At 46.0% G+C, this 24,066-nt stretch carries 18 protein-coding genes; 13 read left to right on the top strand and 5 right to left on the bottom strand.

Annotated elements, in window-relative coordinates; translation table 11 throughout:
* The first annotated feature begins 29 nt into the window (after positions 1-29).
* From GVN20_RS19005 to GVN20_RS19015, 3 genes are all read left to right on the top strand, one after another.
* Positions 30-1,715: an FAD-dependent oxidoreductase gene (locus GVN20_RS19005; protein ID WP_166559865.1), complete on the top strand. Its 1,686-nt coding sequence runs from the start codon at positions 30-32 to the stop codon at positions 1,713-1,715.
* A gap of 294 nt (positions 1,716-2,009) precedes the next feature.
* Entirely contained in the window at positions 2,010-2,897 is an 888-nt protein-coding gene (locus GVN20_RS19010) for a hydroxypyruvate isomerase family protein (protein WP_166559866.1), read from the top strand.
* 449 nt (positions 2,898-3,346) lie between these two features.
* Positions 3,347-3,841, top strand: coding sequence for a hypothetical protein (locus GVN20_RS19015; RefSeq protein ID WP_166559867.1), 495 nt, complete (start codon positions 3,347-3,349; stop codon positions 3,839-3,841).
* Positions 3,842-3,918: 77 nt separating this feature from the next.
* Here GVN20_RS19015 and GVN20_RS19020 read toward each other — a convergent pair whose 3' ends face one another.
* A complete protein-coding gene (locus GVN20_RS19020; RefSeq protein ID WP_166559868.1) occupies positions 3,919-4,953 on the bottom strand; it encodes a hypothetical protein in 1,035 nt (344 codons plus the stop codon).
* A 279-nt stretch (positions 4,954-5,232) separates the two neighbouring features.
* On the opposite strand from GVN20_RS19020, the gene GVN20_RS19025 reads away from it, so the two are divergent.
* Positions 5,233-5,736, top strand: coding sequence for a hypothetical protein (locus GVN20_RS19025; protein WP_166559869.1), 504 nt, complete (start codon positions 5,233-5,235; stop codon positions 5,734-5,736).
* 41 nt (positions 5,737-5,777) lie between these two features.
* On the opposite strand, the gene GVN20_RS19030 is transcribed toward GVN20_RS19025, so the two are convergent.
* The gene (locus GVN20_RS19030) at positions 5,778-6,512 is read right to left on the bottom strand and encodes an EcsC family protein (RefSeq protein ID WP_166559870.1); all 735 of its coding nucleotides are present in this window, start codon (positions 6,510-6,512) and stop codon (positions 5,778-5,780) included.
* 354 nt (positions 6,513-6,866) lie between these two features.
* Here GVN20_RS19030 and GVN20_RS19035 point away from each other — a divergent pair, with 354 nt between their 5' ends.
* From GVN20_RS19035 to GVN20_RS19060, 6 genes are all read left to right on the top strand, one after another.
* The gene (locus GVN20_RS19035) at positions 6,867-7,457 is read left to right on the top strand and encodes an RNA polymerase sigma factor (RefSeq protein WP_166559871.1); all 591 of its coding nucleotides are present in this window, start codon (positions 6,867-6,869) and stop codon (positions 7,455-7,457) included.
* 67 nt (positions 7,458-7,524) lie between these two features.
* Positions 7,525-8,601 (top strand): FecR family protein, encoded by a 1,077-nt coding sequence (locus GVN20_RS19040; protein ID WP_166559872.1) that lies wholly within the window; start codon positions 7,525-7,527, stop codon positions 8,599-8,601.
* A 279-nt stretch (positions 8,602-8,880) separates the two neighbouring features.
* Positions 8,881-12,312 (top strand): TonB-dependent receptor, encoded by a 3,432-nt coding sequence (locus GVN20_RS19045; RefSeq protein ID WP_166559873.1) that lies wholly within the window; start codon positions 8,881-8,883, stop codon positions 12,310-12,312.
* 29 nt (positions 12,313-12,341) lie between these two features.
* Positions 12,342-13,847 carry a RagB/SusD family nutrient uptake outer membrane protein gene (locus tag GVN20_RS19050; RefSeq protein WP_206023318.1) on the top strand — a complete coding sequence of 502 codons (1,506 nt, stop codon included), beginning with the start codon at positions 12,342-12,344 and terminating at the stop codon, positions 13,845-13,847.
* A gap of 172 nt (positions 13,848-14,019) precedes the next feature.
* Positions 14,020-14,922 (top strand): ThuA domain-containing protein, encoded by a 903-nt coding sequence (locus tag GVN20_RS19055; RefSeq protein WP_409033843.1) that lies wholly within the window; start codon positions 14,020-14,022, stop codon positions 14,920-14,922.
* A 62-nt stretch (positions 14,923-14,984) separates the two neighbouring features.
* Entirely contained in the window at positions 14,985-18,137 is a 3,153-nt protein-coding gene (locus tag GVN20_RS19060; RefSeq protein ID WP_166559874.1) for a PVC-type heme-binding CxxCH protein, read from the top strand.
* Positions 18,138-18,190: 53 nt separating this feature from the next.
* Here GVN20_RS19060 and GVN20_RS19065 read toward each other — a convergent pair whose 3' ends face one another.
* The 3 genes from GVN20_RS19065 to GVN20_RS19075 form a co-directional block, all read right to left on the bottom strand.
* Positions 18,191-19,057: an alpha/beta hydrolase gene (locus GVN20_RS19065; protein WP_166559875.1), complete on the bottom strand. Its 867-nt coding sequence runs from the start codon at positions 19,055-19,057 to the stop codon at positions 18,191-18,193.
* Between the two features lie 90 nt (positions 19,058-19,147).
* Positions 19,148-20,251: a hypothetical protein gene (locus GVN20_RS19070; protein WP_166559876.1), complete on the bottom strand. Its 1,104-nt coding sequence runs from the start codon at positions 20,249-20,251 to the stop codon at positions 19,148-19,150.
* A 16-nt stretch (positions 20,252-20,267) separates the two neighbouring features.
* Positions 20,268-20,795: a DUF2911 domain-containing protein gene (locus GVN20_RS19075; RefSeq protein ID WP_166559877.1), complete on the bottom strand. Its 528-nt coding sequence runs from the start codon at positions 20,793-20,795 to the stop codon at positions 20,268-20,270.
* 134 nt (positions 20,796-20,929) lie between these two features.
* Between GVN20_RS19075 and GVN20_RS19080 the strand changes: the two genes are divergently transcribed.
* The 3 genes from GVN20_RS19080 to GVN20_RS19090 all read left to right on the top strand — a co-directional run bounded on the left by GVN20_RS19080 (position 20,930) and on the right by GVN20_RS19090 (position 24,059).
* Complete coding sequence (locus GVN20_RS19080; RefSeq protein ID WP_166559878.1) at positions 20,930-22,198, top strand: hypothetical protein; 1,269 nt, start codon at positions 20,930-20,932, stop codon at positions 22,196-22,198.
* 125 nt (positions 22,199-22,323) lie between these two features.
* On the top strand, positions 22,324-22,998 hold the full coding sequence (locus GVN20_RS19085; RefSeq protein WP_166559879.1) for an RNA polymerase sigma-70 factor: 675 nt from the start codon (positions 22,324-22,326) through the stop codon (positions 22,996-22,998).
* Between the two features lie 68 nt (positions 22,999-23,066).
* On the top strand, positions 23,067-24,059 hold the full coding sequence (locus tag GVN20_RS19090; RefSeq protein WP_166559880.1) for a FecR family protein: 993 nt from the start codon (positions 23,067-23,069) through the stop codon (positions 24,057-24,059).
* Positions 24,060-24,066: the final 7 nt, after the last annotated feature.

Raw genomic sequence — 24,066 nt, forward strand, 5'->3', positions numbered from 1 at the left:
CAAATGTTTATCATTAAACCATCACGAGGATGTTCAAGAATTGTTTGTCTTTGTTGACAATTTTGGTTTTCTCTTCCTTTTTGGGAAAGTTCCAACGCGCTTTTTGTCAGATTACGCCTGCATACGATGTCGTAATTTATGGTGGTACTTCGGCGGGAGTCGCTGCTGCAATTCAGGGGGCGAGAATGGGTAAAACCATCGTGTTGATTGAGCCATCAAAACGAATAGGAGGACTGACCACCGGTGGATTAGGTCAAACAGATATTGGTAACAAACAAGCCATCGGTGGGATTTCAAGGGAGTTTTACCAGAATGTCAAAAAACATTATCAAAACCTAGAAAGCTGGAAATTCCAAAAGAAAGAATCTTATCGAGATGGTGGGCAAACCAAAACAGGCCCCAATGAAGATGCAATGTGGACTTTTGAACCTTCGGCCGCTTTGAAAATAATGAAGGAAATGCTGGAGCAAGAAAAAAATATAACCTTGGTGTATGCGCAACGCTTGAACCGTAAGAGTGGCGTAAAAAAATCTAAGGGGATTATCAAGTCCATTCAGATGGAAAGCGGCCAAGTATATAGCGGTAAAATGTTTATTGATGCTACTTACGAAGGTGATCTGATGGCTGCGACGGGAATTTCTTATGCAGTTGGAAGAGAATCAAATGCGCAATACGGCGAAAGTTTGAACGGTGTACAGGCCAATGAAACAAGCCCTTCTTTAAAGGGAACTATTTCCAAAAATGGAATTAACCATAATTTTGTAAACGGAGTTGACCCTTACATCGAAAAAGGAAATCCTAAAAGTGGATTACTTCCCTTCATTGAAAAAGAACATCCACCCAAGGATGGTACAGGCGATTCAAAAATTCAGGCGTACTGCTTTAGAATGTGTTTGACTGATGATGAAAGAAACCGCATTCCATTTGTTAAACCTACCAATTATCGTGAAATAGATTATGAGCTTCTTTTTAGAAACTACGAAGCAGGCGAGAAAGCAGTTCCTTGGATCAATTCTAGTATGCCTAATCGAAAAACAGATACCAACAATAGTAGGGGCTTTTCCACTGATTTTATTGGTCAAAACTACGCCTATCCAGAAGCCAGTTATGCAGAACGGAAACGGATTTTTGAAAACCATTTGAATTATCAGAAAGGATTAATGTGGTCTCTTGCGTATCATCCCAGAATACCTGCTTTCATCAGGGAAGAGGTGTCAAAATGGGGAATGTGTAAAGATGAATTTGAAGACGGACAAGGCTGGCAGTCGCAAATATATGTGAGAGAAGCTCGTCGAATGATAAGCAACTACGTAATGACCCAACGCAATTGTGAACGCTTAGAAGTGGCTCCTGACCCCGTGGGGTTAGCTGCTTACGGAATGGATTCGCACAATACCCAACGGTACGTAACCAAGGAAGGCTACATACGGAATGAAGGAAATGTAGAAGCTGGCGTAAAAGAACCGTTTGCAATAAGTTATCAATCGATCATTCCTAAAAAAGAAGAGTGCGGCAATTTGCTGACTCCCATCTGCCTTAGTGCTACCCATATTGCCTATGGCTCTATTCGGATGGAGCCCGTTTTTATGGTGTTGGGACAATCGGCAGCAACGGCGGCGGTTTTAGCGATTGACGCTAAAACGCCACTCCAAAAACTTCCCTACGAAAAACTCCGTGAGGTGTTGTTGAAAGACAAACAGCGGTTGGAGTTGTAAGGGAGACCGCTGTTGGGCTATGGTTTTTTTGATAAATCACTTTATTTAAGAACTCGGCCAACGTTTTGGTATAATTTTAAAATATTCAGTGAAAAAAAGGTAGAATTTCTATAATTTTAACGGGTGCGAAAGCACTTTACAATTGGTTAGTAATTAAAAAAGCCTCGGCGAGTTTCGCCGAGGTTTTTTATGGGAGATTTTAACAAAAAGGGGGTAATATCCTGTTTAAAAATGCTTTAAGTGGTCAGAGAAAGTGCTGGCAATGAAACCAACAATGATTAACGAAGATTCACTATGGCAATAAACACATCACGCCGTACGGCCCTAAAAAATATGGCAGGCAGCGCGGCCCTTTTATCGTCGCCTATGACGCTGACGGAAGCTTTTGCAGCATCCGACAAAGCCCTGGGCCCCGAGCTAAAAGGCAGAATCAAGCAGTCAGTTTGCCGCTGGTGCTACAACAAAATACCACTAGAAGACCTTGCCCGCGAAGCAAAAGCCATGGGCCTGCAATCTATTGAATTGTTGGGGCCCAACGACTGGCCCATTATTCAAAAATATGGCCTAACGTGCGCCCTGCCCAACGGTGCGGGTATGGGTATCGAAAAAGGATTCAATAATCCGATTTATCACGATGATTTGGTGGCGAGTTATGAAGCCCTTTTTCCTAAGTTGGTGGAGGCGGGCCTGAACACTGTCATTTGTTTTTCGGGCAACCGCAAAGGAATTTCTGACGAAGAAGGTTTGGTAAACTGCACCATTGGACTCAAACGGCTGATGCCCTCCGCTGAAAAATATAAAATCACCCTCATTATGGAGCTGCTCAATAGTCGGGTCAATCACAAAGACTATCAGGCCGATAAAAGTGCTTGGGGCGTTGAGCTTTGCAAGCGGGTAGGCTCGGAGCGTTTTAAATTACTATACGATATTTATCACATGCAAATTATGGAAGGCGACATCATCGCCACCATCAAGCGCGATCATCAGTACTTCGGGCATTATCATACGGGCGGCGTACCAGGTCGGGCCGAAATCGACGATACGCAAGAACTGAATTACCCCGCCATCATGAAAGCCATTGTGGATACGGGCTATCAAGGATATGTGGCGCAGGAATTCATCCCCAAACGCCCAGACCCGATCGCTTCGTTGAAACAGGCCGTGGAAATTTGTGATGTATAGACCCTGAATAAGGGGTAGAAAATTTTGAATCCTTAACCATTCAACACAAAAAAGAAGAGTCCTGCTTTTTCAAAGGCGGGACTCTTTTGTGTTTATAGGCACCGCAAAGGCACTTTTGACGAAGGTTCTGTTGGAGGTATTGCTAAAATGAACCCATATTTTATGCATGTTGTATAATTTTAATCCAAATTATATTTTGTAAAATAGTCTGTTTTATACTAAAAAAGTCTGATTTTGGCGATTTTCAAGGACTTAAAAAATGCTTTTCCGAATATAATTCCGTTCAAATGGTTTTTCATGCACTTCGACCCTTAAAACCTACGCTTCATCCCATTTCCCTTTTTCAGCTCAGAAATACCTGCCACTTTTGTCATGTCATTAAGACAAACAAACAGCCAGAAACAAAAAATTAAAATAATTACAGCCAACAATTTAAGAACATTAAAATCATGAAATCGTTAATCACAACCGCCGCCTTAAGTCTTTTAGCATTAAGTACTATTGCAGAAGCACAACCTCAAAAAGAGCAATCGTGTATCGCCGCTCATTTAATGGCCTCGTTACCAACTCAGGATGTTGAATCAACTACTCCCGCTTTTGTGGTCCTCAATATTCAATCTTTAATGGCTTCATTGCCCACGCTCGACGCTACCAACGAAATGCCGACAAACCCAATGAGTGCTGAACTGATGGCTTCATTGCCTACCGAAGATGAAAACATCGAAGCACCCGCCGCTCGTACCAACACCGCGAAACTGATGGCTTCATTGCCTACCGTGGATGAAACAATGAGCTTGCCCGCCGCTCGTATCAGCAGCGCGAAATTGATGGCTTCATTGCCAACGATGGATGCAACAACCGTAACGAGTGTGTTGGTAGATACCAACATCAATCACTTGGATAGCAAATACCATCATACGCCCGTTCGTTTGACCGAAGAATAATCAAGCTACAATTCCATAATCAGATAGAAAGGCGCATCGGAAGGAGGTCAAACTCCCACGATGCGCCTTTTCGTGTTTTAGGCCGTTTTTTCCTGATTGCGCCATTGCTCGGCTTTGCGCCCCACCCACCAGAAAGAGAATGCCAGAATGGCAAAAAAGATACCTTTGTTGGTGCGGTCCCAAAAATATTCAAAGTACCGGGTGTAAATATTGGCCAAAAAGAACACCAGACAAATATCCCGAAGGGTATCGTTTTTGCTTCTAAATGCGTATGCCGTAAGCGTGGCCAAAACAACCGTAAATCCCGCCGACCAGTACCAAAGTGTGCCCTGTTTGATGGCTGACCAGCGCCCCAAATCGTCGTAATTGCCGAAGATGGAAAGCATCCAAGCCGCAAAAAGAAACAAAACCAGTCCAAAAGTATAGGTGGCGCGCTCGAACGAAACCAGCGGTTTGATTTTTTCGACCAACCAAGACGATGCCCAAATCAACAGTCCTAAAAGGGTCATACTCAATGGATAATTCATTCCTGCCAACCGAAATCCTCCCCCCGACCATTCGTAGATTTGAACCGCCCACCAGCCCGTCAACGACAAAAGCATGATAACCCATAAAAGCTGTGAGGGCAAAAAGCCGCCGATGAGGCCGTAAACGATGGTCGCAATCAGCAAAGGTTGAGCATAATTGCCGTTGAAAAGGCCCAGACTGCGGGTCCAGTACGCAATCGCGACGGCTACGCTGAGGGCAATAGTAATGGTGTAAGATTCATTGCTGATTTGGGAGGTAGGGTATTTGAGCTTTCGGCGATGGGCCAAGTACACAAACACGCCTGCCACGAGCGTAAAACCTATGCCTACGGTTGCTTCTGAAAACTCCCATCGTTTGCGCAATAATTCAATCCATTTTTCATCAATTACCAGTGCTCCAAAAGCCAAAAGGCCGCAAGAAATGGCAGAAATAAAGGCATACCAAGCGATGGTATCGACGTTGGAGCTGCGGACTTCGTAGCTGTTGCGCAGTTCTTCAGCTAGTTCGGGAGATATTTTTTGGGAATCTTCCCAAAAACGAATGGCGTTGATAATGGTAGCAGCTTCTTTTTTGTCAAGTTTCATAGGGCTGTTAATTGATGCTCTGACTAGTAAAATCCCGTGCCGGCGGAGTCATTGATTGGCGGAATACGTCTCAAAATAAAGGATTTTATTGAAGTGTCAGAAAGTGATAGTAGCGCGACGCGGCCATTTATGAAGAAATTGAAACAAAAAGCGATGGACGTAATAAGTAATCGTTTGATTATCAATATGTTTTTGTTTTGTGTGTTTGATTTTTCTTTTTTATGCCCTTTCTTTTTTGACCTTATTTAATCCTGTTATAAATTGCAGTAAAATAACGTTATGAAAAATAGTATTTTATTCTTTGCCTTGCTACTATCATTGCCTGCATTTTCCCAACATGACTGCGAAAAAATAATTCATTACGAATACAGCAGTTTTGACGGTGAGCACCGATTTTTTACGCCTAAAGAAGATGAAAAAAAAAGGGACGAGCCTATTTACTTCGAAAAGGCGTTATCAAAAGGAGAAACTAAATATTATGTACACATAAAGGTTTACTATCCAACGTTTTATACGGCATTGGTTGACCTGAGTATTCTGTTTGCCGATGGCTCGAAAATTTTGCGTCGGCAGCAGCTCATTGGGGTAAAGCCTTCCAAAATAACCAACTTCTACGAGTCAACTACGCTCATTCGGATTAACGAAAGCGAATTGAATTTGCTACTGAGCAAGCGTATTGGCAGTTTTAGGATTCAAACCGATGAATTTAAAATTCCTGCCGAAGAAGGTGTTCAGTTAAAACACGAAGTGGAATGCCTGCGGTACGCTCAAGTGCCTAAGTGAGCTGTTGGTGTTTTTCCATCAGTAGCCATCGCTTCCTAACTTTATTTAATCAGTTTCTGTTCTTCCGTCCACCGCATTCGGTAGGCATTGATGGCGGTTTTTCCCAATTTGTTAATCAAACGGTAGTTGACCACCACGCCCACGGCAGCACCGATGCCAGGGATGAGTTGGGCCATTTTGGCGAGGTCGATGTAATCGCGGTATTCCTGCTGGAAGGTGCGCCAGTCAAAAGCGTGGATGTCTTCGGGAAATTGTTTGCTTTTTTCGTCCCAATTTACCATCTGTAAATACACTTCTTTGCGGCGCTCCTGACTCGAAAAAGCCAGTTGGAAAATATGCAAGATATAAAGACGCTCGCGGTAATCGTCGATGGGGTAGCCGTACTGCGCCGCAATATCAAAAAGCAGTTTGAGTTTAATACTCAGCAACAGTGGGAAATCTGCAAGTGCCAACAGAAACCCACCCGCGCCTGCTACACCCCCTTCGGCGGCTCCTGCCGTTTTGTAAAAATTGATTCGCTTCTGCACGGCAGCTTCGCGCTCTTCCAATGTCTCGGCGGGAATCGGTTGAGGGGTAATAAATTCAGCCCCAAACAACACCCCCCTCGTCATTTGCTTGATGGTGGCGGTGATAACGTCGTGGATTTTTTCGGGAATGAGGTTATTTATCCAAGTCTGGGCCGATTTTGATAATCGGTTGACGGCCGAAGGCTTTTTCAGCATTTGGCGTTGCCATACGTTTAATTCCTTTTGGGCGAGTTCTTCGTAGGGAGTCATGGTTAAGGGGTTGGTGCGTGGTGTAGTTACAAATTATCCCCTAAAAAACAAAATGTAAAGATAGATTTCCTATGGCATGGTGGGTGTTTTCTGAAAGGCATCCATGGTGATACAGGTCAAAGCAGGATGGAAAAGACGGAACATAGCCGTTTATTCATTAAAATAACGTAAGAGGGACGCCTGATAAATGTCTTTTGGAGATGGGTAAAAAGGGGTAATTATGAAGAAAATTAAAAAATATTTAGAAAAAATAGGATTAAAATCCACCCTTTCGGGCATTAGTATATTAGAAGGTCGTTGCACCCATCAAAATCAACGTTTTCAGCGCCGTGTACTATTTTTAACAATTTTTCTGTGACAGCACATCATCCAAATAATGGCCTTTGGAATGCTTTTCGGGAGGGCGATCAGTGTGCATTTAAGCGCATTTATGAGTTGTATGCCAAAGAGTTGGTAAGTTATGGATATAAAATTACGACGAATGTTCAGTTGGTCGAAGATAGTATTCATGATCTTTTCATTGAATTGTGGCAAAGCCGTACCAATCTCAGTGAGACAGATTCTATTCGGTTTTATTTGTTCCGGTCGCTTCGCAATAAAATCAACCGTGCACAACAACGGGATGTTTTTTATCAATCGGTGAGCGTGGAAGGAATAGATGGTACTTGCGAAGAGGATACCTGCGAGAGCCGCCTGATTAAAGATGAGAGTCAGGAGCAGCTTTTGCGCCAACTCAAGCAAGGATACGGACGCCTGAGCCCTCGCCAGCAGCAGGCCATTGATTTGCGTTTTACGCATCATTTCAGCAACGAAGAAGTGGCGCACATTATGGGCGTTAATTATCAATCAGCGTGTAAATTCATTTATACCGCTCTCAAAACCCTGCGCGAAGCAGTACGTATTTTTTCAGTCATCGGTGTTCTTATTTTCAATACCATACCCTGAGCTTAAGGCAGGCTTTACAATCTATATCCACTACCATTTTTTGAATTTATTTTTTTTACTAACCTAGATGGACTATTATCAATATACCGCCGAAGATTTTGCCGCCGATGACTACTTTAAGGAATGGGTATGTTGTCCTACGGCCGAAAATGACGCCTTTTGGCAGGGCTTTTTACGGGATTGCCCCGAGCGCTATTATCAGATAGAAGAAGCTCGGCGGCTCATTGAGGGGCTGAACCAAATTTGTCCAACCCCAGAAGGGAGTCAATCGGTGCCAGTGATTTGGGCGCGGATTGAGAAAACGCTGCATGAGCAATCAACTGAGCGTATGCACAGACCCCAACGTTGGTACATACCTGTTCTATCCATTGCGGCTACTCTTGTGGTGCTAATTGCGGCAGGGTGGTTGTATTGGCGTCGTTCTACTCCGTTGGAGATTCCGGGCGTATTGGCTACTGCGCCCACCGAATGGGCAGAGGCTGTCAACGGAGCCGACAAAACCATGTTGCTCCAACTGCCAGATGGTAGCATTGTTAAATTAGAAAAAAACAGTCGTCTCAAATATCCCGTTGAGTTTGATGATTCAAAAAGGGAGGTACATTTAGAAGGCGGCGCTTTTTTTGAAGTGCAAAAAAATCCAAAGCGGCCGTTTTTGGTGTTTTCTAATGGATTGGTTACTAGAGTTTTAGGTACTAGTTTTCACGTAAAGGCGTATCAGAAAGACCCAAATGTAACGGTGGCGGTAAAGTCGGGACGGGTTTCGGTGTATGCCGAGCGGAACGACACCCAGCAAGACCCTGAAGTAAAGGGTGTTGTACTGACTCCCAACCAAAAGGCGGTTTTTCACCGAAGCGAGTCCACCATCAGCAAAGTATTGGTAGAGGCTCCGTTGCTGCTGTTACCGCCCGTCGAAATGGCCCGGTTTGTGTTTGAAGCGGCCCCCGCAACGGAGGTATTTGCGGCCCTAGAAAAATCGTACGGGATAAAGGTAGTGTTTGACGAAGAAGTACTCAAAGACTGCACGCTGACCATTAACCTGACCGATGAAAACTTGTTTCAAAAACTTGAAGTAATATGTAAAGTGCTAGATGCTCGATACAAATTGATTGATGGTCAGGTGATTATCTACAGCAAAGGATGTTGATTTTTAAAATACCCTGATTAAAAAAAGAACATTTTTCAAATAAAAAACGCACCATTTGTTACATACGATACTACCTAAACAACAAAATGCTTCTTTAACCTTAAACAATTTTATGTCTATGAAGAGTCCGTCGTTTTTCTCCTGACAAAAAAAACATCAGCAGTGGTCGCACACCGCTGATGCCGTTACCTCCCTGTGATTTTGACCGATCAGCAAGCGCCTGTAAAGACGTGAAGGAGGAGTTTTTGCTATAATTATTCACAAAAACAATCAAAACTAATGAAAAAAACGGTACGTTTTAAACCCCTTGTGTATCATCTCATGAAAATATCGTTGATACAATGTGTGTTGGCATTGATCTTTACGGGTATCTCTTTAGCCCGGGAGGCCAGTGCGCAGGAAATACTCCAGCAGAGAGTAACCATTAATGTTGAGAATCAGGACGTACGAAAGGCGTTGACGGTGATTGAAAAACAGGTCAAAATACGATTTGCGTATCGCCCAGTTACGCTTCCCTCCAATCGGAAAATTACGCTCAGTGCTTCCAATGAGCCGTTGGTGGAAGTGCTCGGTAAGCTAATAAAACCTCTTCATTTGAGGTATGAAATAATTGGAAATCAGATTATTCTGACCCCAGAAAAAGAAGCTGTACCCACCGTCACTCCCGCGCCAAAGGTAGTGCCCATCGAAACCACGGCCCCCGTGGTTCGTAAAATATCCGGTGTTGTTACGGATGAAGCCAATGCTGGGTTGCCTGGTGTGAGTGTGGTTTTGAAAGGAACGCAGCGTGGTACAACGACCAATTCTGAAGGACGTTTTGACCTTGATGTACCCGACAACAACGCGGTGCTTGTGTTCAGTTTTTTAGGTTATCTGACGCAAGAATTGACCGTAGGCGCGCAAACACAGTTGAATGTTTCGCTGAAAGTAGACACCAAATCGTTGGAGGAGGTAATTGTGGTGGGTTATGGTGTACAGCGCAAATCAGACTTGACGGGAGCTGTGGGAACCGTAAAAGGAGAAACCCTTTTGGAGCGCCCGTCGGCGTCTTTGAATCAGGCCCTTGGGGGGCGGATTACGGGGGTGAATGTATCGGTTAACTCGGGACGCCCGGGTGGTCGTGCCAACATTCGTATTCGGGGAAATACCTCCGTGAGTGTAGCCAACAACCCTTTGTACGTCATTGACGGTGTGATTTTGAACGCCACCGATTTGGCCAACGGAAGCACACCCATTGATTACATTAACCCTAACGATATTGCTTCCATTGAAGTGTTAAAAGATGCTTCTGCTACGGCTATTTACGGTGCTCGCGGCGCCAACGGCGTTATCTTGGTGACCACCAAGCGTGGCAGTCAGGACGGCGGTCGTATTAGTTATGATACAGATTTCAGCGTTGGGGTATTGCCCCGCAAAATCCCCTTGCTCAATTCGGAAGAATTTTTGAGAACGGAAGAAATTGCGTATCAAAATGCTAAAAAATACGACCCCGTAGGTTGGGCTGGTGGCAAGTACGTGAATCCAGTAACCAAGCGTACAAACCCTTTATTGTTTGATGCAAGCGGTAAGCCGCTTTACAACACCGATTGGCAGGATGAGTCGTTCCAAAGAGCGTTTACCCAAAATCACCAACTTGCGTTCAGCGGTGGCAACGCCCGCGATAACTTTGGCTTATACCTTGGATACCGCAACGAAGATGGTTTGATGAAAGAATCGTGGCTCAAACGCTATTCGGCTCGTTTTGTGATGGATAGCCAAATTAAAAAATGGATCAAGGTAGGCGGTTCGCTCAGCTACAATGACCAGAGCGAAAGTCAGGTAGACCCACTGGGTGCTGGTGGTATCATTGCGATGCGACAGGTATTGGAAGCGCTGCCCATTATTCCAGTCAAATACCCTGACGGACGTTGGGGAGGCAACGAAGACTATCCTGGTATGGAAGGCGGTGGTAACCCCCTTCACGTAGCTACTGAGCGGCTTTATTACCTCAAGACCCAAACCATGTTGGGGAATATCTATACCAATATTTCATTGGCAAAAGGCTTAGAACTGCGCACTACATTGGGGACCAACATCATCAACCAGCGTATTGATTACTACGGAGGTCGGAACCTGAATTATATTTCGCGCAACCAAGGCGGTGATGCATCTATCACTGGCGACCGTCATAATTCGTGGCAGTTTGAAAACTACCTGACCTACAACACCAAAATCAACAAAATTCACTCGGTCAATGCCTTGTTGGGATTGGCGTGGCAGCACGTAGATCGCTTCAATTTTCAGGCGAGAGCACAGCGTTTTCAGGATGACTATTTTCAATTCAACAACCTCGGTGCGGGGGCAGTGGCGCTTGCTCCTACCTCTGGAACGAGTGCGTATGGCTTGAATTCCTATTTTGGACGGATTAACTATGGCCTCAAAGACAAGTATTTACTCACGGTTACGGGGCGGATTGATGGTTCCTCAAAGTTTGGTTCTGCCAATCGCTACGCGGTATTTCCATCGGCGGCGTTGGCGTGGAGAGTTATTGAAGAAGACTTCATGCAAAATGTACCTTTTATCTCTAACCTCAAAGTACGTACCAGCTACGGTGTAACGGGCAACTCGGAAATTACGGCTTATCAGGCATTGGCTGGTTTGGGCAACTACTCGGTGATTTTCAACAACGCCCGTCAAATAGGTATCGGGGTAAACCGCCTCGCCAATCCTGACCTGCGTTGGGAAAAAACGGCCCAAGTGGATGCTGGCGTAGAGTTGGGGCTGTTTAATAACCGTATCATGCTCGAAGCTGACGTGTACCGCAAACTCACCACTGATATGCTTTTGAGCGCACCCGTACCTTCAAGTAGCGGTTTTACGACGGTAAGTCAAAACATCGGTAGCATGGAAAACCGTGGGGTAGAATTGGGCATCAACACGGTCAACGTAGCAGGCCGCAATTTCTCGTGGAATTCATCATTTAATATCTCCTTCAACCGCAACAAAGTAATTGCGCTTACGGGCGGAGCGGATATTTTTAGCGGCTCTACCATCATTCGCGAAGGCGAGCCAGTAGGGTCATTTTTCGGATTTGTGCACCAGGGCACTTGGAGCATAGCTGAAGAATCAGAAGCGGCTAAGTATCTCAAAAAGCCAGGCGATATCAAATACCAAGACGTAAACAATGACGGACGTATCAACGACAATGACCGCGTGGTAATCGGTAAAGGTATTCCAGATGGTTTTGGTACGTTTATCAACACCTTTACGCACAAAAATCTGGAGTTGATGGTTGACCTGCAATTTATGTACGGCAACGACGTATTGTTCAGAAGCAAGCACTCGGCCGAAGACCGCCAAGGAATCGCCAATAGTTTCAAGACCGTTTTGAACGCATGGACGCCTACTAATCAGAATACCAATATTGCCGAATTGCGCCCTGTATCAGCAGGTTACAACACCAACAACGATACCGACCGCGTGCAAGACGGCTCTTTCTTGAGAGGTAGAAACATCCTATTGTCGTATAAATTCTCCCCAAAAATGATTGAGAAAATCCACCTTAATCGTTTGAGAGCCTTTGTTTCGGTACAAAACTTCTTCCTTAACACCAAGTTTGAAGGCTATGACCCTGAAGTATCAACTTCTGGTTCGGCATTTGACCAAGGAGTTGATTTGTATGCCTATCCAAAACCGCGCGTTTTTATGGTTGGGTTAAACATCGGATTGTAATAGTTGTGTAATTTTTAATGGATACTCTAATGAAATACACTATAAAGTTTTTTAGTCAACTGATACTGAGCGGAACATTGGTTTTGTGCGGGGTGAGCTGCTCCGATTTTTTGGAAGAGCCCGATCGTTCAAATTTTACGATGGAAAACTATTTCACCAAGCCCGAACACGCCGAAAGTGTGGTGAACTCCATTTACGAAAACCTTCGAAACGTGTTAGGAGGTGGATTTGGCGGCGCGCCATGGATGATGCTTGAATTTGCTACTGGCTTGGCCAACACCGAGTTGGGGCAGGCCCAAAACAGCATTTTTGTGCGGAATCTGGTCAATAATTCAGACAATGGTTACGGTGCCACCTACTGGACTAGCCACTACCGGGGTATTGCTAATGCCAACCTAGCGATTGCGAAAATACCAGGTATTTCGATGAACGAAGCCGCTAAAAAGCGCTATCTGGGAGAAGCACGATTCCTGCGGGCGTTGTATTACTATGATTTGGTGCGCATCTTCGGCAACATTTCGCTTATTACAGAGCCAGTTGATTTGAAATCGCCCGATTTATACCCTACGCAGGTATCGCCAGAAGAGGTATATAAGGTAATCGTAGCCGATTTGATTGAGGCGGAAGCTTCCGGCTTGCCGTACACCGATGCCACTGGGCGGGTGTCTTTAGGGGCTGTTAAGTCGCTGCTGTCGAGTGTATACCTTACCATGGCGGGCTTCCCCTTGCAAAAAGGCGCTGAATACTACAAAAAAGCGGCTGATAAGGCCAAGGAGGTAGTCGATTCTGGCAAATTTAGCCTGTTTCCTTCGTATGATGATTTGCGTAATCCTGCTAAAAAGAACATCGGCGAAAACATTTTCATGGCGCAATATGTCGCTTTCGTATTGCCTTCCAATTGGCAAACATCCATTATTCCGTACAATCAAGGTATCTCGGCCTATACGGATGAGACTGGGGCTATTTTTGCCAATAAAGAGTTTGTAGAATCGTACGAAAATGGCGACAAACGAGCGGCCGAAAAGCAATTTTATTACACTTCTTTCTCACTGCGGAGCGACCGTACCAAAACCCGTAATTTGGGAGGCTATTACCTGTACAAACACTTCGATACCGAAGCTCAACTCAGCACCACAAGCAGTGGCTTGAACTGGACCATGATGCGCTACGCGGAAGTTTTGCTGACCTATGCCGAAGCCGAAAACGAAGCAAATGGCCCCTCAGCGGCGGTATATGAAGCTGTTAATGCCATTCGCCGACGCGCTCAACTACCCGATTTGGCTGGTTTGACCAAAGCACAACTCAGAGAGGCAATCTGGAAAGAGCGCTGGTACGAGCTGAGTTTTGAAAACAAAACTTGGTATGACATGACCCGCCTCCGCAAGGCGTTTAACGTAACGACTAAGAAGTTTGAGGATTTTGTCGGTCATAAGTTTTCATACGGTCCTGTGCTCAAAGAAAGAGAATTGTTGTTTCCGATTCCCACCGCCGAAATTCGTAACAACAATAAGTTGAAGCAGAATACTGGTTATTGATAAATGTTTTGTAGATAGAAGTGATTTCTTACCGTAGGCACCTTTTTTTCGGTGCTTACGGTATAAATTTTAGAAATATGACTTTTCAAATATTAGCGATTTTGCTTAACAACAAATAGCTTTTAGGTTAAAAAGTATAGAATTGTTTAACACCCGCTTAATGACACACTGCATGATAAAGCGTACTGTAAGTCGTATTGTTGCCAACCATTGGTTTTCGGGGCTGTTCCTAATGTTAGGGATTGTGGCCGTTTCCGCCTTTGATTCTCCCCAAAAAACAGCTCCGCCAAAAAAGAAACCGTTGGTCGTTTTTGTGGCTGGCGATCATGAATACGGTGGTGAACAAACCCTCCCGCTCATTGCGGCTGAATTAGAAAAAAACTACGGCGTACGTACCCAAGTACTGAAGTCATTTCCTGACCAAAATGCCGAAAAAAATATCCCTGGTTTAGAAGCACTCCGAGACGCAGATTTGGCAGTGTTTTTCTTGCGCTGGCGTCAATTGCCGCCTGACCAGCTCCAATACCTTGACGAATACCTTAATTCTGGCAAGCCAGTGATGGGTTTTCGAACGTCTACGCACGCATTTAATTTTCCGAAAGGACACGCTTCCGAAGCTTGGAATGCGTTTGGGGAAAGGGCTTTTGGTTCTCCTCCAGGCTGGGGCAAAGCGGGCCACACCCACTACGGACACAAAAGTACCACCGACGTAACGGTGATTGCTGAAGCGGCCAAGCACCCGATTCTGACGGGCGTACCTTCTGCTTTTCACGCGGCTTCGTGGTTGTACCGCGTTCGCCCCGATTATCCGCCGCAAGATGCAACCCCGCTGCTGATGGGAAAATCAGTAAATCCTGACAAAGCCGCCATTGATAATCCAGTAGCTTGGACGTGGAAAAATAAAGCCAACGCCAAAGTATTTTTTACGACGCTAGGGCACCCCGAAGATTTTCAACAAGAAGGTGTTCAGCGGCTCACCATCAACGCAATACATTGGTTGTTGGGCAAACCCGTTCCTAAAAAATGGAAAGGTAAAATGGAAATAAATGTGCCTTACCGAGGTATTGTAAACTAGTAGAGCAGTACTAAATACATCATTATTAATTACGAGTTAAAAATTTAAAATAACTAAACCCAATGAGAATACGTATCAAGGGATTGCTAATAGCCGTTGGATTGATGTTGATTGTTTTCAGCTCTTTCCAATTCAATCAATCCAATACTCTGACAGTTGGAAATGGGGCCCACATTTCACTGATTGGTAATAATTTGGGGTCACGAATGATGAATTACGGTCACTTTGAAACCGAAATGAACGTTCGCTACCCAGAGAATTCGCTTGTTATCCGTAACATGTGCGATGGCGGTGATACTCCAGGTTTTCGCCCGCACGCCAGCCGAAACTCGCCTTGGGCGTTTCCTGGGGCTGAAAAATTTCAGACCGAATACGCCAACTACTCAAACAGCGAGGGCCACTTTGACACCCCCGACCAATGGCTTACTCGCCTTAAAACGGACATTATTGTGGCTTTTTTTGGGTTCAATGAATCCTATCAGGGAAAAGCGGGCTTGGCCAACTACAAAGCAGAACTTGATGCGTTTATCAAACATACCTTGAGCCAAAAATACAATGGAACAACGCCGCCGCAATTGGCGCTCGTGTCACCCATTGCGTTTGAAGATTTATCGGCTATGTACGACTTGCCCAATGGCAAAAAGGAGAATGAAAACTTGCTCTTGTACACCAAAGCCATGCAGGAAGTAGCCGACCAAAACAACGTACTTTTTGTGGATGCTTTTACGCCTTCGCAAAAATGGTACAATGAAAGCAAAGAGCCACTGACCATCGATGGATTGCAACTCAATGAAGCTGGTTATAAAAAACTGAGCATTTTATTGACGGACCAACTGTTTGGAAAAACCGCCGCTAAAGCCGAAGCCAACCGCAAATTGGTGCACGATGCCGTCATGGAGAAAAACTGGATGTGGCACAATGACTATAAAATCCCGAATGGGGTACACGTGTACGGGCGTCGCTACAATCCGTTTGGCCCCGACAACTATCCCGCTGAGATTAAGAAAATTCGGGAAATGACCGATATTCGTGACAAAGCCATTTGGTTAGCCGCTTCTAAAGGCGAGAAAACAGACCTTGCCGCCGCCGACAAAAACACTACACCGTTGCCTCCCGTTAAAACCAACTTCAATCCCGAGAAAAACGGTAGTCTTACCTACCTCTACGGACAAGATGCGCTCAACAAGCTGAAAGTGCCAGCGGGCTATAAAATTGAGCTTTTTGCTTCAGAAGCTGAGTTTAATGACTTAGCCAATCCCGTACAAATGTCTTTTGATAATAAAGGACGTTTGTGGGTAGCTGTCATGCCGAGTTATCCTCATTATAAGCCAGGAGATACTCGGCCCAATGATAAAATCTTGATTTTGGAAGACACCAATGGTGACGGTAAAGCCGATAAACAGACAGTGTTTGTCGATGGTTTGCACTTGCCATTGGGTTTTGAAATCGCTAAAGAAGGCGTTTACGTTTCTCAGGGAACGAACCTGAAATTATTTACCGATACCAACGGAGATGACAAGGCCGACAAAGTAGAAATTCTGCTGAGCGGTTTTGACGACCACGATACCCACCACAACAGCAGCGCGTTTTGCGCCGATCCTTCGGGAGCTATTTATACAGGAGAAGGGGTGTTTTTACACACCAATGTAGAAACACCTTACGGCCCTGTTCGGGCTACCAACGGTGGGTTTTACCGCTATGCTCCGCAATTGCATAAATTAGAGCGTACCGCCCAATTGGCTATCCCTAACCCTTGGGGGATTGCTTTTGATGATTGGGGGCAGCCGTTTTTTGCTGAAACTTCCAGCCCTGACGTTCGTTGGATGTTGCCTGGCTCGGTGTTGCCGCGCTACGGACAGGCTACGCACAAGTCATTCCAATTGATTGAAAAAGACCACATGGTGCGTCCTACGTCTGGACTGGAATTTTTGTGGAGTCGCCATTTTCCTGATGAAGTACAGGGAGATATGCTTATCAACAACACCATCGGATTTTTGGGTACAAAACAACACCAAATTTGGGACGACGGTACGGGCTACAAGACAAAACACCGTCAGGATTTGATTGTGAGTGAAGATCGTAATTTCCGCCCCGTTGACATGGAAATTGCGCCTGATGGCTCGCTGTATGTTATTGACTGGCATAATATCCTTATCGGACACATGCAGCACAACGCCCGTGATCCACTGCGCGACCACGTACACGGAAGAGTATACCGCATTACCTACCCTTCCCGTCCGCTGCTTACTCCCGCCAAAATAGATGGTGCGAGTGTTGAGGTACTTTTGGACAATCTCAAATTGCCCGAATACCGTACCCGCTACCGTACCCGTCGTGAATTGAGAGGTAGAGATGCTGCCGAAGTATTGCCAAAAATAACGAAATGGGCCGCAAGTTTGAACAAAGCTGATGCGCGTTACGAACATCATTTGCTGGAAGCATTGTGGGTAAGCTGGGGATTGGATAAAGTAGACCAAAAATTGTTGCGTCAATTGCTCAAAGCCAAAGATTACCGCGTCAGAGCGGCGGCTACGCAGGTAGTGCGCTACACCGGCCACCAAGTGGCCGACCAGGCTGCATTGCTGATGCAGGCCGCTAAAGATGAAAACCCCCGCGTGCGACTGGTGGCGATTGTGGCGGCCTCTTGGATTGATAAAGAAAAGGGCTTGGCTGTTTTGGCCGAAGCTAAAAAGAAGCCGCTTGACGAGTGGATGATTCATGCCCACGAAACAGCAGTAGCACACTTAAATGGAGAAAATGTGGCTAAGAAAAAGGAAGCTGAAGTGATTTCGGCATTGAAAGGGGCTGAATTGGAAGCTTTTAAATTGGGGAAAACCATTTACAGCAAAGAAGGATACTGTATTACTTGTCACCAAGCGGATGGAAAGGGGCTATCGGCTTCTGGTTTCCCCCCACTTGCGGGCAAATGGGTGCAGGGAAATGAGGAGCGTTTAATCAAAATAGTATTGAAAGGATTGCTCGGTCCGATTGAAGTAAGCGGTAAACAATACCCTGGTCAAGTACCGATGACGCCTTTTGGCGGTTTGTTAAACGATAAAGAGGTGGCTGCTGTATTGACTTACGTTCGTAACTCGTTTGGCAATAAAGCCTCCGCGATTTCGCCCGAAAAAGTCAAAGCAGTACGTGCGGCTACGGCAGGTCAAAGCGACATTTATAATTCTTCAAAACTGTTGAAAGAACATCCGTTGGAGTAATCATCAATGAAAAATAGGGAAGGGCAGGCGCTTGCGTCTGCCCTTTTTTGCTGTTAAAACTGCACCCTTTTCAAAAACGCCGCCATTTTATCCATTAACTCTTTGGTTGCATAGGCCGGGCCTGAATGCCCTGCGTTGGGGATAAATTCGATCTGAACGGGTAGGTTTTTGCTTTTGTAAGCACTCATCAACTCGATGGATTGGTTGATGGGTACTTGATTGTCTTGCTCGCCGTGCACAATAAAAAGGGGAGGGGCACTTGCACTGACCTGATAAACTGGACTGGCAGCTTTGGCCAATTCAGGCACTTGCTCCACGGGTTTGCCCAACAAAATGGCCAGCGCGGGCAAGCGCACATTCAGCCCGTGCGGTGTTGATTGACTCAGTATGGTCAAAAAATTGGTAGGGCCGAAGAAATCAATGCAGGCCTGCACCGAAGAGGAGGTTGTGAGATAGTTACCCAGCGTCCCTTCAAGGGTGGGATTGTTGGTGGTGGTGGCGACCAATGCTGCCAAATGCCCGCCAGAAGAGGCACCCCAAATAATGATTTTGTCTGATTTATAGCCGTATTGGGTGGCATTGGCCCGCAAAAAACGAATGGCCGCTTTGATGTCGTGAACGGGCGCAGGAAAGGCTTTTTCGGTGCTAGCCCGAAAATCAACGCTTGCTAGCGCGTAGCCGTGCGTCAACATCCCCAGCGGTGGATTTTCTTTACTCCCTGAGTGCCACGCCCCACCGTGAATCCACACAATGAGATAGGGCTCACTTTGCGTTTTGAGTTTGTGAATATCTAACGTCAATTTTTTGCCGTCGGCCTCGGCGTAGGTGATGTTTTTGACAATCACTGTGTCTTTTTGGGCCATAATGAGACTTGATGGCAGGAAAATCAGTAAAAAAAATAGTTTTGGGACAGTGTTCATGGGGAATTATCGAAGAGATTGCCGAAATAGAGAATCGGTGTATGCTAAAGCCATGGTATACCCTTTATTTACTTCTCTTACTGAATGCCTTTATTTCTCGATTTTTATTCCTTCCCAATCTTCCATTTTTGCCTTCAGGCCCCAGCCGCCAAATGTTTCGGAAACAGAGATCCAAAGCTCATTTCTACCTTTTTTAAGGGGTAAAAAAACTTCATCAAAATACCCGATCGTGCCCAGAAATCGGTAATCGCGCGAGAGAAATTCATCATGGCCCGAATACAGGATTTGGTCATTGAGGTATACGGTGGCTTTGTCGCTGAAACCCAAATATAGCTTTTTAATTTGCTCATTATCAGCGGTAATGATGACTTTTGCGAACACGGTATTGTGCTCATTGTCAAACGTTGAGATAGCAGCGAGGTTTGCGGTGCCGGTCGTTTCCGCGGTCAGTTTTTGCCACGTCAGGTTGTCTTTTTGAGCGTGGGTCAATCGGTAGATTTTATCCAGTTTGTTGCCGGCAAACGGACTCGAAACCTGCCATTCGGCAATGGTGTGGGGAGGCGTGGGCGCTTCGGGCTTGACATTGCTTGTCAATACGGGATTTGATTGTGGCGTGTAGGTGAAGTTGGCAAAATAAGAACCCACATTTCCGTTGGCATAGATTCCCAACATGCCCGTTTTTACGGTCCGTTTCAGGACCGGAATGGATAGAACGGCCTTGCTCATGTCGTCAATGAATACTTCGCCGCGACTGCCCGAAATCACCAGTTTGACGTGAAACCACTGATTGAATCTGTACTTGACGGGCACGCCGTAGCCTTCGCCATGGTATAGTTGCCAGCTTGATATTGATTCATAAACAGGGGTGTATTGGTTGGCGTCGGGATTGCCGGATTGGTGTGGACGTAGGTAAAATTCCTCGTAGTTTTTGGTATCCTGCATCCGAAAGGTAACGCCTGTAAAGCCGCGTTCCTGCGGAAAAGCAATGTCAAATTCGATGATACCGTCCTGTAGCTGCGCTTCTTTGGCGTAGGCCATTCCTTTTTTGAGAAACAGAGCTTTCTTTCCCTGAAAATCTTCCACTCTGCTTTGTTCGGCCTCGATGGTCCATTGGCGGGAGTCAAACGGAATCAATGTTTGGGCAGTCGCCTGAAGCGACCACCCGATGATGAATAAAATGGCTGTAAGTTTCATTGACTTTTGTATTGATTTACTTCACTTTAAAATCAACTTCCACGTTCTCCCACAAAATACCCACGCTGCCTTTGGGCGATACGGTGTAGAGCAGTTTTTCATTGAACGTTGCTGATTTTTTTGGCTTTACAGTTACCCGCAGGGCATCCTGTCCGGCGTCGTATTTGAACGCGCCCCATTGAGCAGGCACTTTGTTGAAGATGATCGTCCACTCTTTTTCGTTCGGAATGGTGAAAAAACCGTATTTGCCCGCCGCGAGGGGTTGGCCTTCAATGCTGACGTCTTTATCTACTTCAAACGTGGTGGCTTCGTTGGCTCCCGTGCGCCACACCTGACCGTAGGGCACCAACTCGCCCCACACCTTGCGACCTTTGACGGAGGGCTGACCGTAACTGACAGTGACAGTCGCGTTTCCTACCTTTTGCACTACCTGCGCCGGCGGGCTCGGACGGGTGGCTTTGTCTTGGGCAACGGCTTGGAGACCAACAAAATAAACCGCAAAAACGCTGAACAGAGACAGTGATTTTTTTACATACTTTTGCATAGCTGGAATGAAATTGAGGGTGTTGAAAAATTGAACGACCCAAAGTTCAGCAATCAAACGGAGACCGCCCGTTCAAAGGCCATTCAAGTTGGTGCAAGTTGATTCAAGTACGTAAATGATTGTTTATCAGAGCCATGATTATTGAAGAAAAAGACCTCACCCTCGCCCGCTGTCGGGCATTGGTGGAAAAAAAATTGAATTGGGGCAGCAGTGCCGACTGGTCGGCGCAGGATTTTGAGCGCCTCAGCGAGCGAATCGCCGCCGAAACGGGCGTCAGCCTCAGCGCTACTACGCTCAAACGGGTATGGGGCAAGGTGAAATACGATTCCGTGCCTACCCAAACCACGCTCAACGCCCTCGCGCAGTTTTTGGGCCATGACAACTGGCGGCTTTTCTGCGTATCAAATCTGACCCTTAACGGCAATGGAAAAGGGGAGCATACCGACGAAACGCCTGCCGCCAAAATCCCCCAATCATCGTCTTTTTCGCTATGGAAAAGACGCCGCACCTGGCTCATTGGATTAATGGTCATTGTTGCCGTTTCGGCGGTGGCCGTCCTGTTTTTCAATTATCTCAATGCCCCCATTGACTCGTCGCAGGTGCGGTTCAGCAGCCGAAAAGTGACGGATGAGCTGCCCAATTCCGTAGTATTTGAGTACAGCATCGGCAACCTCAAAACCGACAGCGTCACGATTCAGCAATCGTGGGATCCGCGCCGACGGGAGCGGATTTCGGCGCACAAAGGCCAACATACGTCCATTTATTACTACCCGGGCTATTTCAAGGCCAAGCTGCTGGTCGGTGACCAAATCATGCAGGAACATCCTGTTTTTATCAAAACTCAGGGCTGGAAAGGGATCATCGAACAAACACCGCTCCCGATGTATCTGAGTAGCAAAGAGATAGCTCTAAATGGCAGCAGCATGGAAATAAACGCCGTAACCTTACGAGAAAAAACGGGCCTATCTGTATTTAACAATGTGTGGACCCATTTTTATCTGGTCAATGATGTGAACCGAGACGCCGACAATTTTACGTTTGAAACCGTTTTGCAAAATACTTCGGCCAAAGAAGAAGCCATTTGCCAAAAAGTACGCATCCGAATCCTAACCTCTGAGAGTGCTATCGGGTTGCCGCTTTGTTCAAAAGGCTGTACTTCTGACGCGTCGCTTTTTATTGGCGGCACAAATGTGAGTGGCAAAGACCGCGATCTGTCGGCTTTTGGCTGTGATTTTTCCAAGGCACAGCGTCTGAAATGTACCGTTTCCAACAAAGTGTTTACCATATTCTTAAACGAAAAATCTATTTTCACCGCCCCTGCCAACGAGAATTTGGGTAAAATAGTTGGGGTAGTCATTGGCTTTGAAGGTGCCGGAAAGATAGAAAGCGCGGCGTTTTTATAATCATCCAAAAAATTGTTGAAAAAAAATCTCACACCCACTAAGTGTTTTTTGGGGTGCAGAACGTCTATCTTAAAACAGAGGTTAAATTATACGTTTCCAAGAAAAAACTTATCTTTATATAGAAAATGAGACCGTTCAGGCAGAATATGCAAGAGGAGGAAGATAAGGCACAACCGCTTTTCAGGAGGAGCGATTCGGGACAATCGTCGGCTAAACAGGCCGTGCTGGATCCTGAGTTGATGATTCGAAAGGCTTTTGAGGCCAATGCTGACGCGGGCATTGCGCTGCTGTTTCAGTATTATTATCCTTTGCTTTGTAGCCACGCCGTGCGTTATGTATCCTCCAAAGCCATTGCCGAAGATATCGTTTCGGATATTTTTTACGAGTTTCATTCCGAACACCTGTACCGGACCGTGACCACTTCCTATCGGGCGTTTTTGTTTACCTCAGTGCGCCACCGAGCCTTTGATTATGTACGCAGCGAAATGCGCCGCAATACCTCATTAGACAGTGCCAACCACTACCTGAGCCCTTCGGCGTCGGAGCCGGATTCCATCATTCAGTACGAAGAGTTGTATCATGACGTAGAAAATGCCATCAGTAATATGCCGCTCAAACGTCGGCAGATCTATGTCATGCATCGTTTTGAAGGCAAGAAATACCAAGAGATTGCCACCGAGTTAAACCTTTCGCTTCGTACCATCGAAGCGCATTTATATCAGGCCATTCGTCAGATTCGTACCTCATTGAAAGATAAATGGCTAATGCTGATGCTCCTGGCAGGCAATGATTGGTTTTGAATTAATTACTATCCACACCACTACCTATTTTGGGCGCTGAAAACGTCCTGCTCTTAAATTGTTTCAATATGAAAACGCAAGTGACCAAAGAAACGCTGTACAATTATTTCTCCGGAAGGGCAACTGTTTTTCAGAAGCAGATGATCGAGAATTGGGCACAGGACGCGCAAAACCGCGAGCTGTTTTACGGTTATTTGGCCATGTGGGAACGCGAACACCCGCAATACGTGGCTGACCCGCAGGCCGCTTTGGAGCGGCATCGGGCACGCATGGCGCAGCAAAACGAAAATGAATTGGACACCGAAGAGTTGGTGGCGGAGCGGCGTATTTCATTCCGTTTAATGATGGCAGCCTCGATCGCATTTTTGGTGCTATTGGGCGGTTGGGTATTCAGGGAAAATCTATTGTACACCACCCACACCACTGCGTACGGCCAAACCCGCACGCTGAAGTTGGAAGACGGCAGCCAAGTGGTGCTCAATGCCAACTCGTCGCTCAAAGTGCCGCGTTTTGGATTCGGGCACCAGACGAGAGAAGTGTATCTGACGGGTGAAGCCAATTTTTCTGTTACGCATATGGCTAACCATCAGAGTTTTGTGGTAAAGACTGGGCGGGCGTTTGATGTGGTGGTGCTGGGAACGGAATTTGTGGTCAATACCCGTCCTGCTGCTGCCAAAGTGGTGCTCAACAAAGGCAAAGTGCAACTGCGCTTTCAGGAAGGAAACGCCCAAAAACAACTCACAATGAAACCCGGCGACTTGGTCACGATGGATGCCAGTGGAAAGGCCAGTCTCCGCCAAATTGCCAAGCCCCAAAACTATGCGGCCTGGCAGGACCACCGATTCGTATTTGAAGAAACCACGCTCAAAGAAGTAGCCCAGCTCTTTGAAGATAATTTTGGGATACCCGTTGAAATCCCCGAAACGGAGTTAGCCCAATGGACGCTTTCGGGCTCTTTTACGGCCAATAATGCCGAAGAATTGCTGGAAACCCTCACCGAAGCCGCCAATCTGTCGTACCGAAAAGAAGAAAACAAGATCATCATTACCACCAATCCATAACATAAAA

Source organism: Runella sp. CRIBMP, assembly GCF_009905605.1.
Classification (GTDB): domain Bacteria; phylum Bacteroidota; class Bacteroidia; order Cytophagales; family Spirosomataceae; genus Runella.

What these genes read in the sequence shown, in the direction of transcription:
- GVN20_RS19080 (WP_166559878.1), top strand. Translation starts at nt 20,930, where the DNA reads ATGATTATTGAAGAAAAAGACCTCACCCTCGCCCGCTGTCGGGCATTG.
- GVN20_RS19015 (WP_166559867.1), top strand. Translation starts at nt 3,347, where the DNA reads ATGAAATCGTTAATCACAACCGCCGCCTTAAGTCTTTTAGCATTAAGT.
- GVN20_RS19055 (WP_409033843.1), top strand. Translation starts at nt 14,020, where the DNA reads ATGATAAAGCGTACTGTAAGTCGTATTGTTGCCAACCATTGGTTTTCG.
- GVN20_RS19090 (WP_166559880.1), top strand. Translation starts at nt 23,067, where the DNA reads ATGAAAACGCAAGTGACCAAAGAAACGCTGTACAATTATTTCTCCGGA.
- GVN20_RS19005 (WP_166559865.1), top strand. Translation starts at nt 30, where the DNA reads ATGTTCAAGAATTGTTTGTCTTTGTTGACAATTTTGGTTTTCTCTTCC.
- GVN20_RS19025 (WP_166559869.1), top strand. Translation starts at nt 5,233, where the DNA reads ATGAAAAATAGTATTTTATTCTTTGCCTTGCTACTATCATTGCCTGCA.
- GVN20_RS19075 (WP_166559877.1), bottom strand. Translation starts at nt 20,795, where the DNA reads ATGCAAAAGTATGTAAAAAAATCACTGTCTCTGTTCAGCGTTTTTGCG.
- GVN20_RS19040 (WP_166559872.1), top strand. Translation starts at nt 7,525, where the DNA reads ATGGACTATTATCAATATACCGCCGAAGATTTTGCCGCCGATGACTAC.
- GVN20_RS19045 (WP_166559873.1), top strand. Translation starts at nt 8,881, where the DNA reads ATGAAAAAAACGGTACGTTTTAAACCCCTTGTGTATCATCTCATGAAA.
- GVN20_RS19060 (WP_166559874.1), top strand. Translation starts at nt 14,985, where the DNA reads ATGAGAATACGTATCAAGGGATTGCTAATAGCCGTTGGATTGATGTTG.
- GVN20_RS19070 (WP_166559876.1), bottom strand. Translation starts at nt 20,251, where the DNA reads ATGAAACTTACAGCCATTTTATTCATCATCGGGTGGTCGCTTCAGGCG.
- GVN20_RS19065 (WP_166559875.1), bottom strand. Translation starts at nt 19,057, where the DNA reads ATGAACACTGTCCCAAAACTATTTTTTTTACTGATTTTCCTGCCATCA.
- GVN20_RS19020 (WP_166559868.1), bottom strand. Translation starts at nt 4,953, where the DNA reads ATGAAACTTGACAAAAAAGAAGCTGCTACCATTATCAACGCCATTCGT.
- GVN20_RS19085 (WP_166559879.1), top strand. Translation starts at nt 22,324, where the DNA reads ATGAGACCGTTCAGGCAGAATATGCAAGAGGAGGAAGATAAGGCACAA.
- GVN20_RS19050 (WP_206023318.1), top strand. Translation starts at nt 12,342, where the DNA reads ATGAAATACACTATAAAGTTTTTTAGTCAACTGATACTGAGCGGAACA.
- GVN20_RS19010 (WP_166559866.1), top strand. Translation starts at nt 2,010, where the DNA reads ATGGCAATAAACACATCACGCCGTACGGCCCTAAAAAATATGGCAGGC.
- GVN20_RS19030 (WP_166559870.1), bottom strand. Translation starts at nt 6,512, where the DNA reads ATGACTCCCTACGAAGAACTCGCCCAAAAGGAATTAAACGTATGGCAA.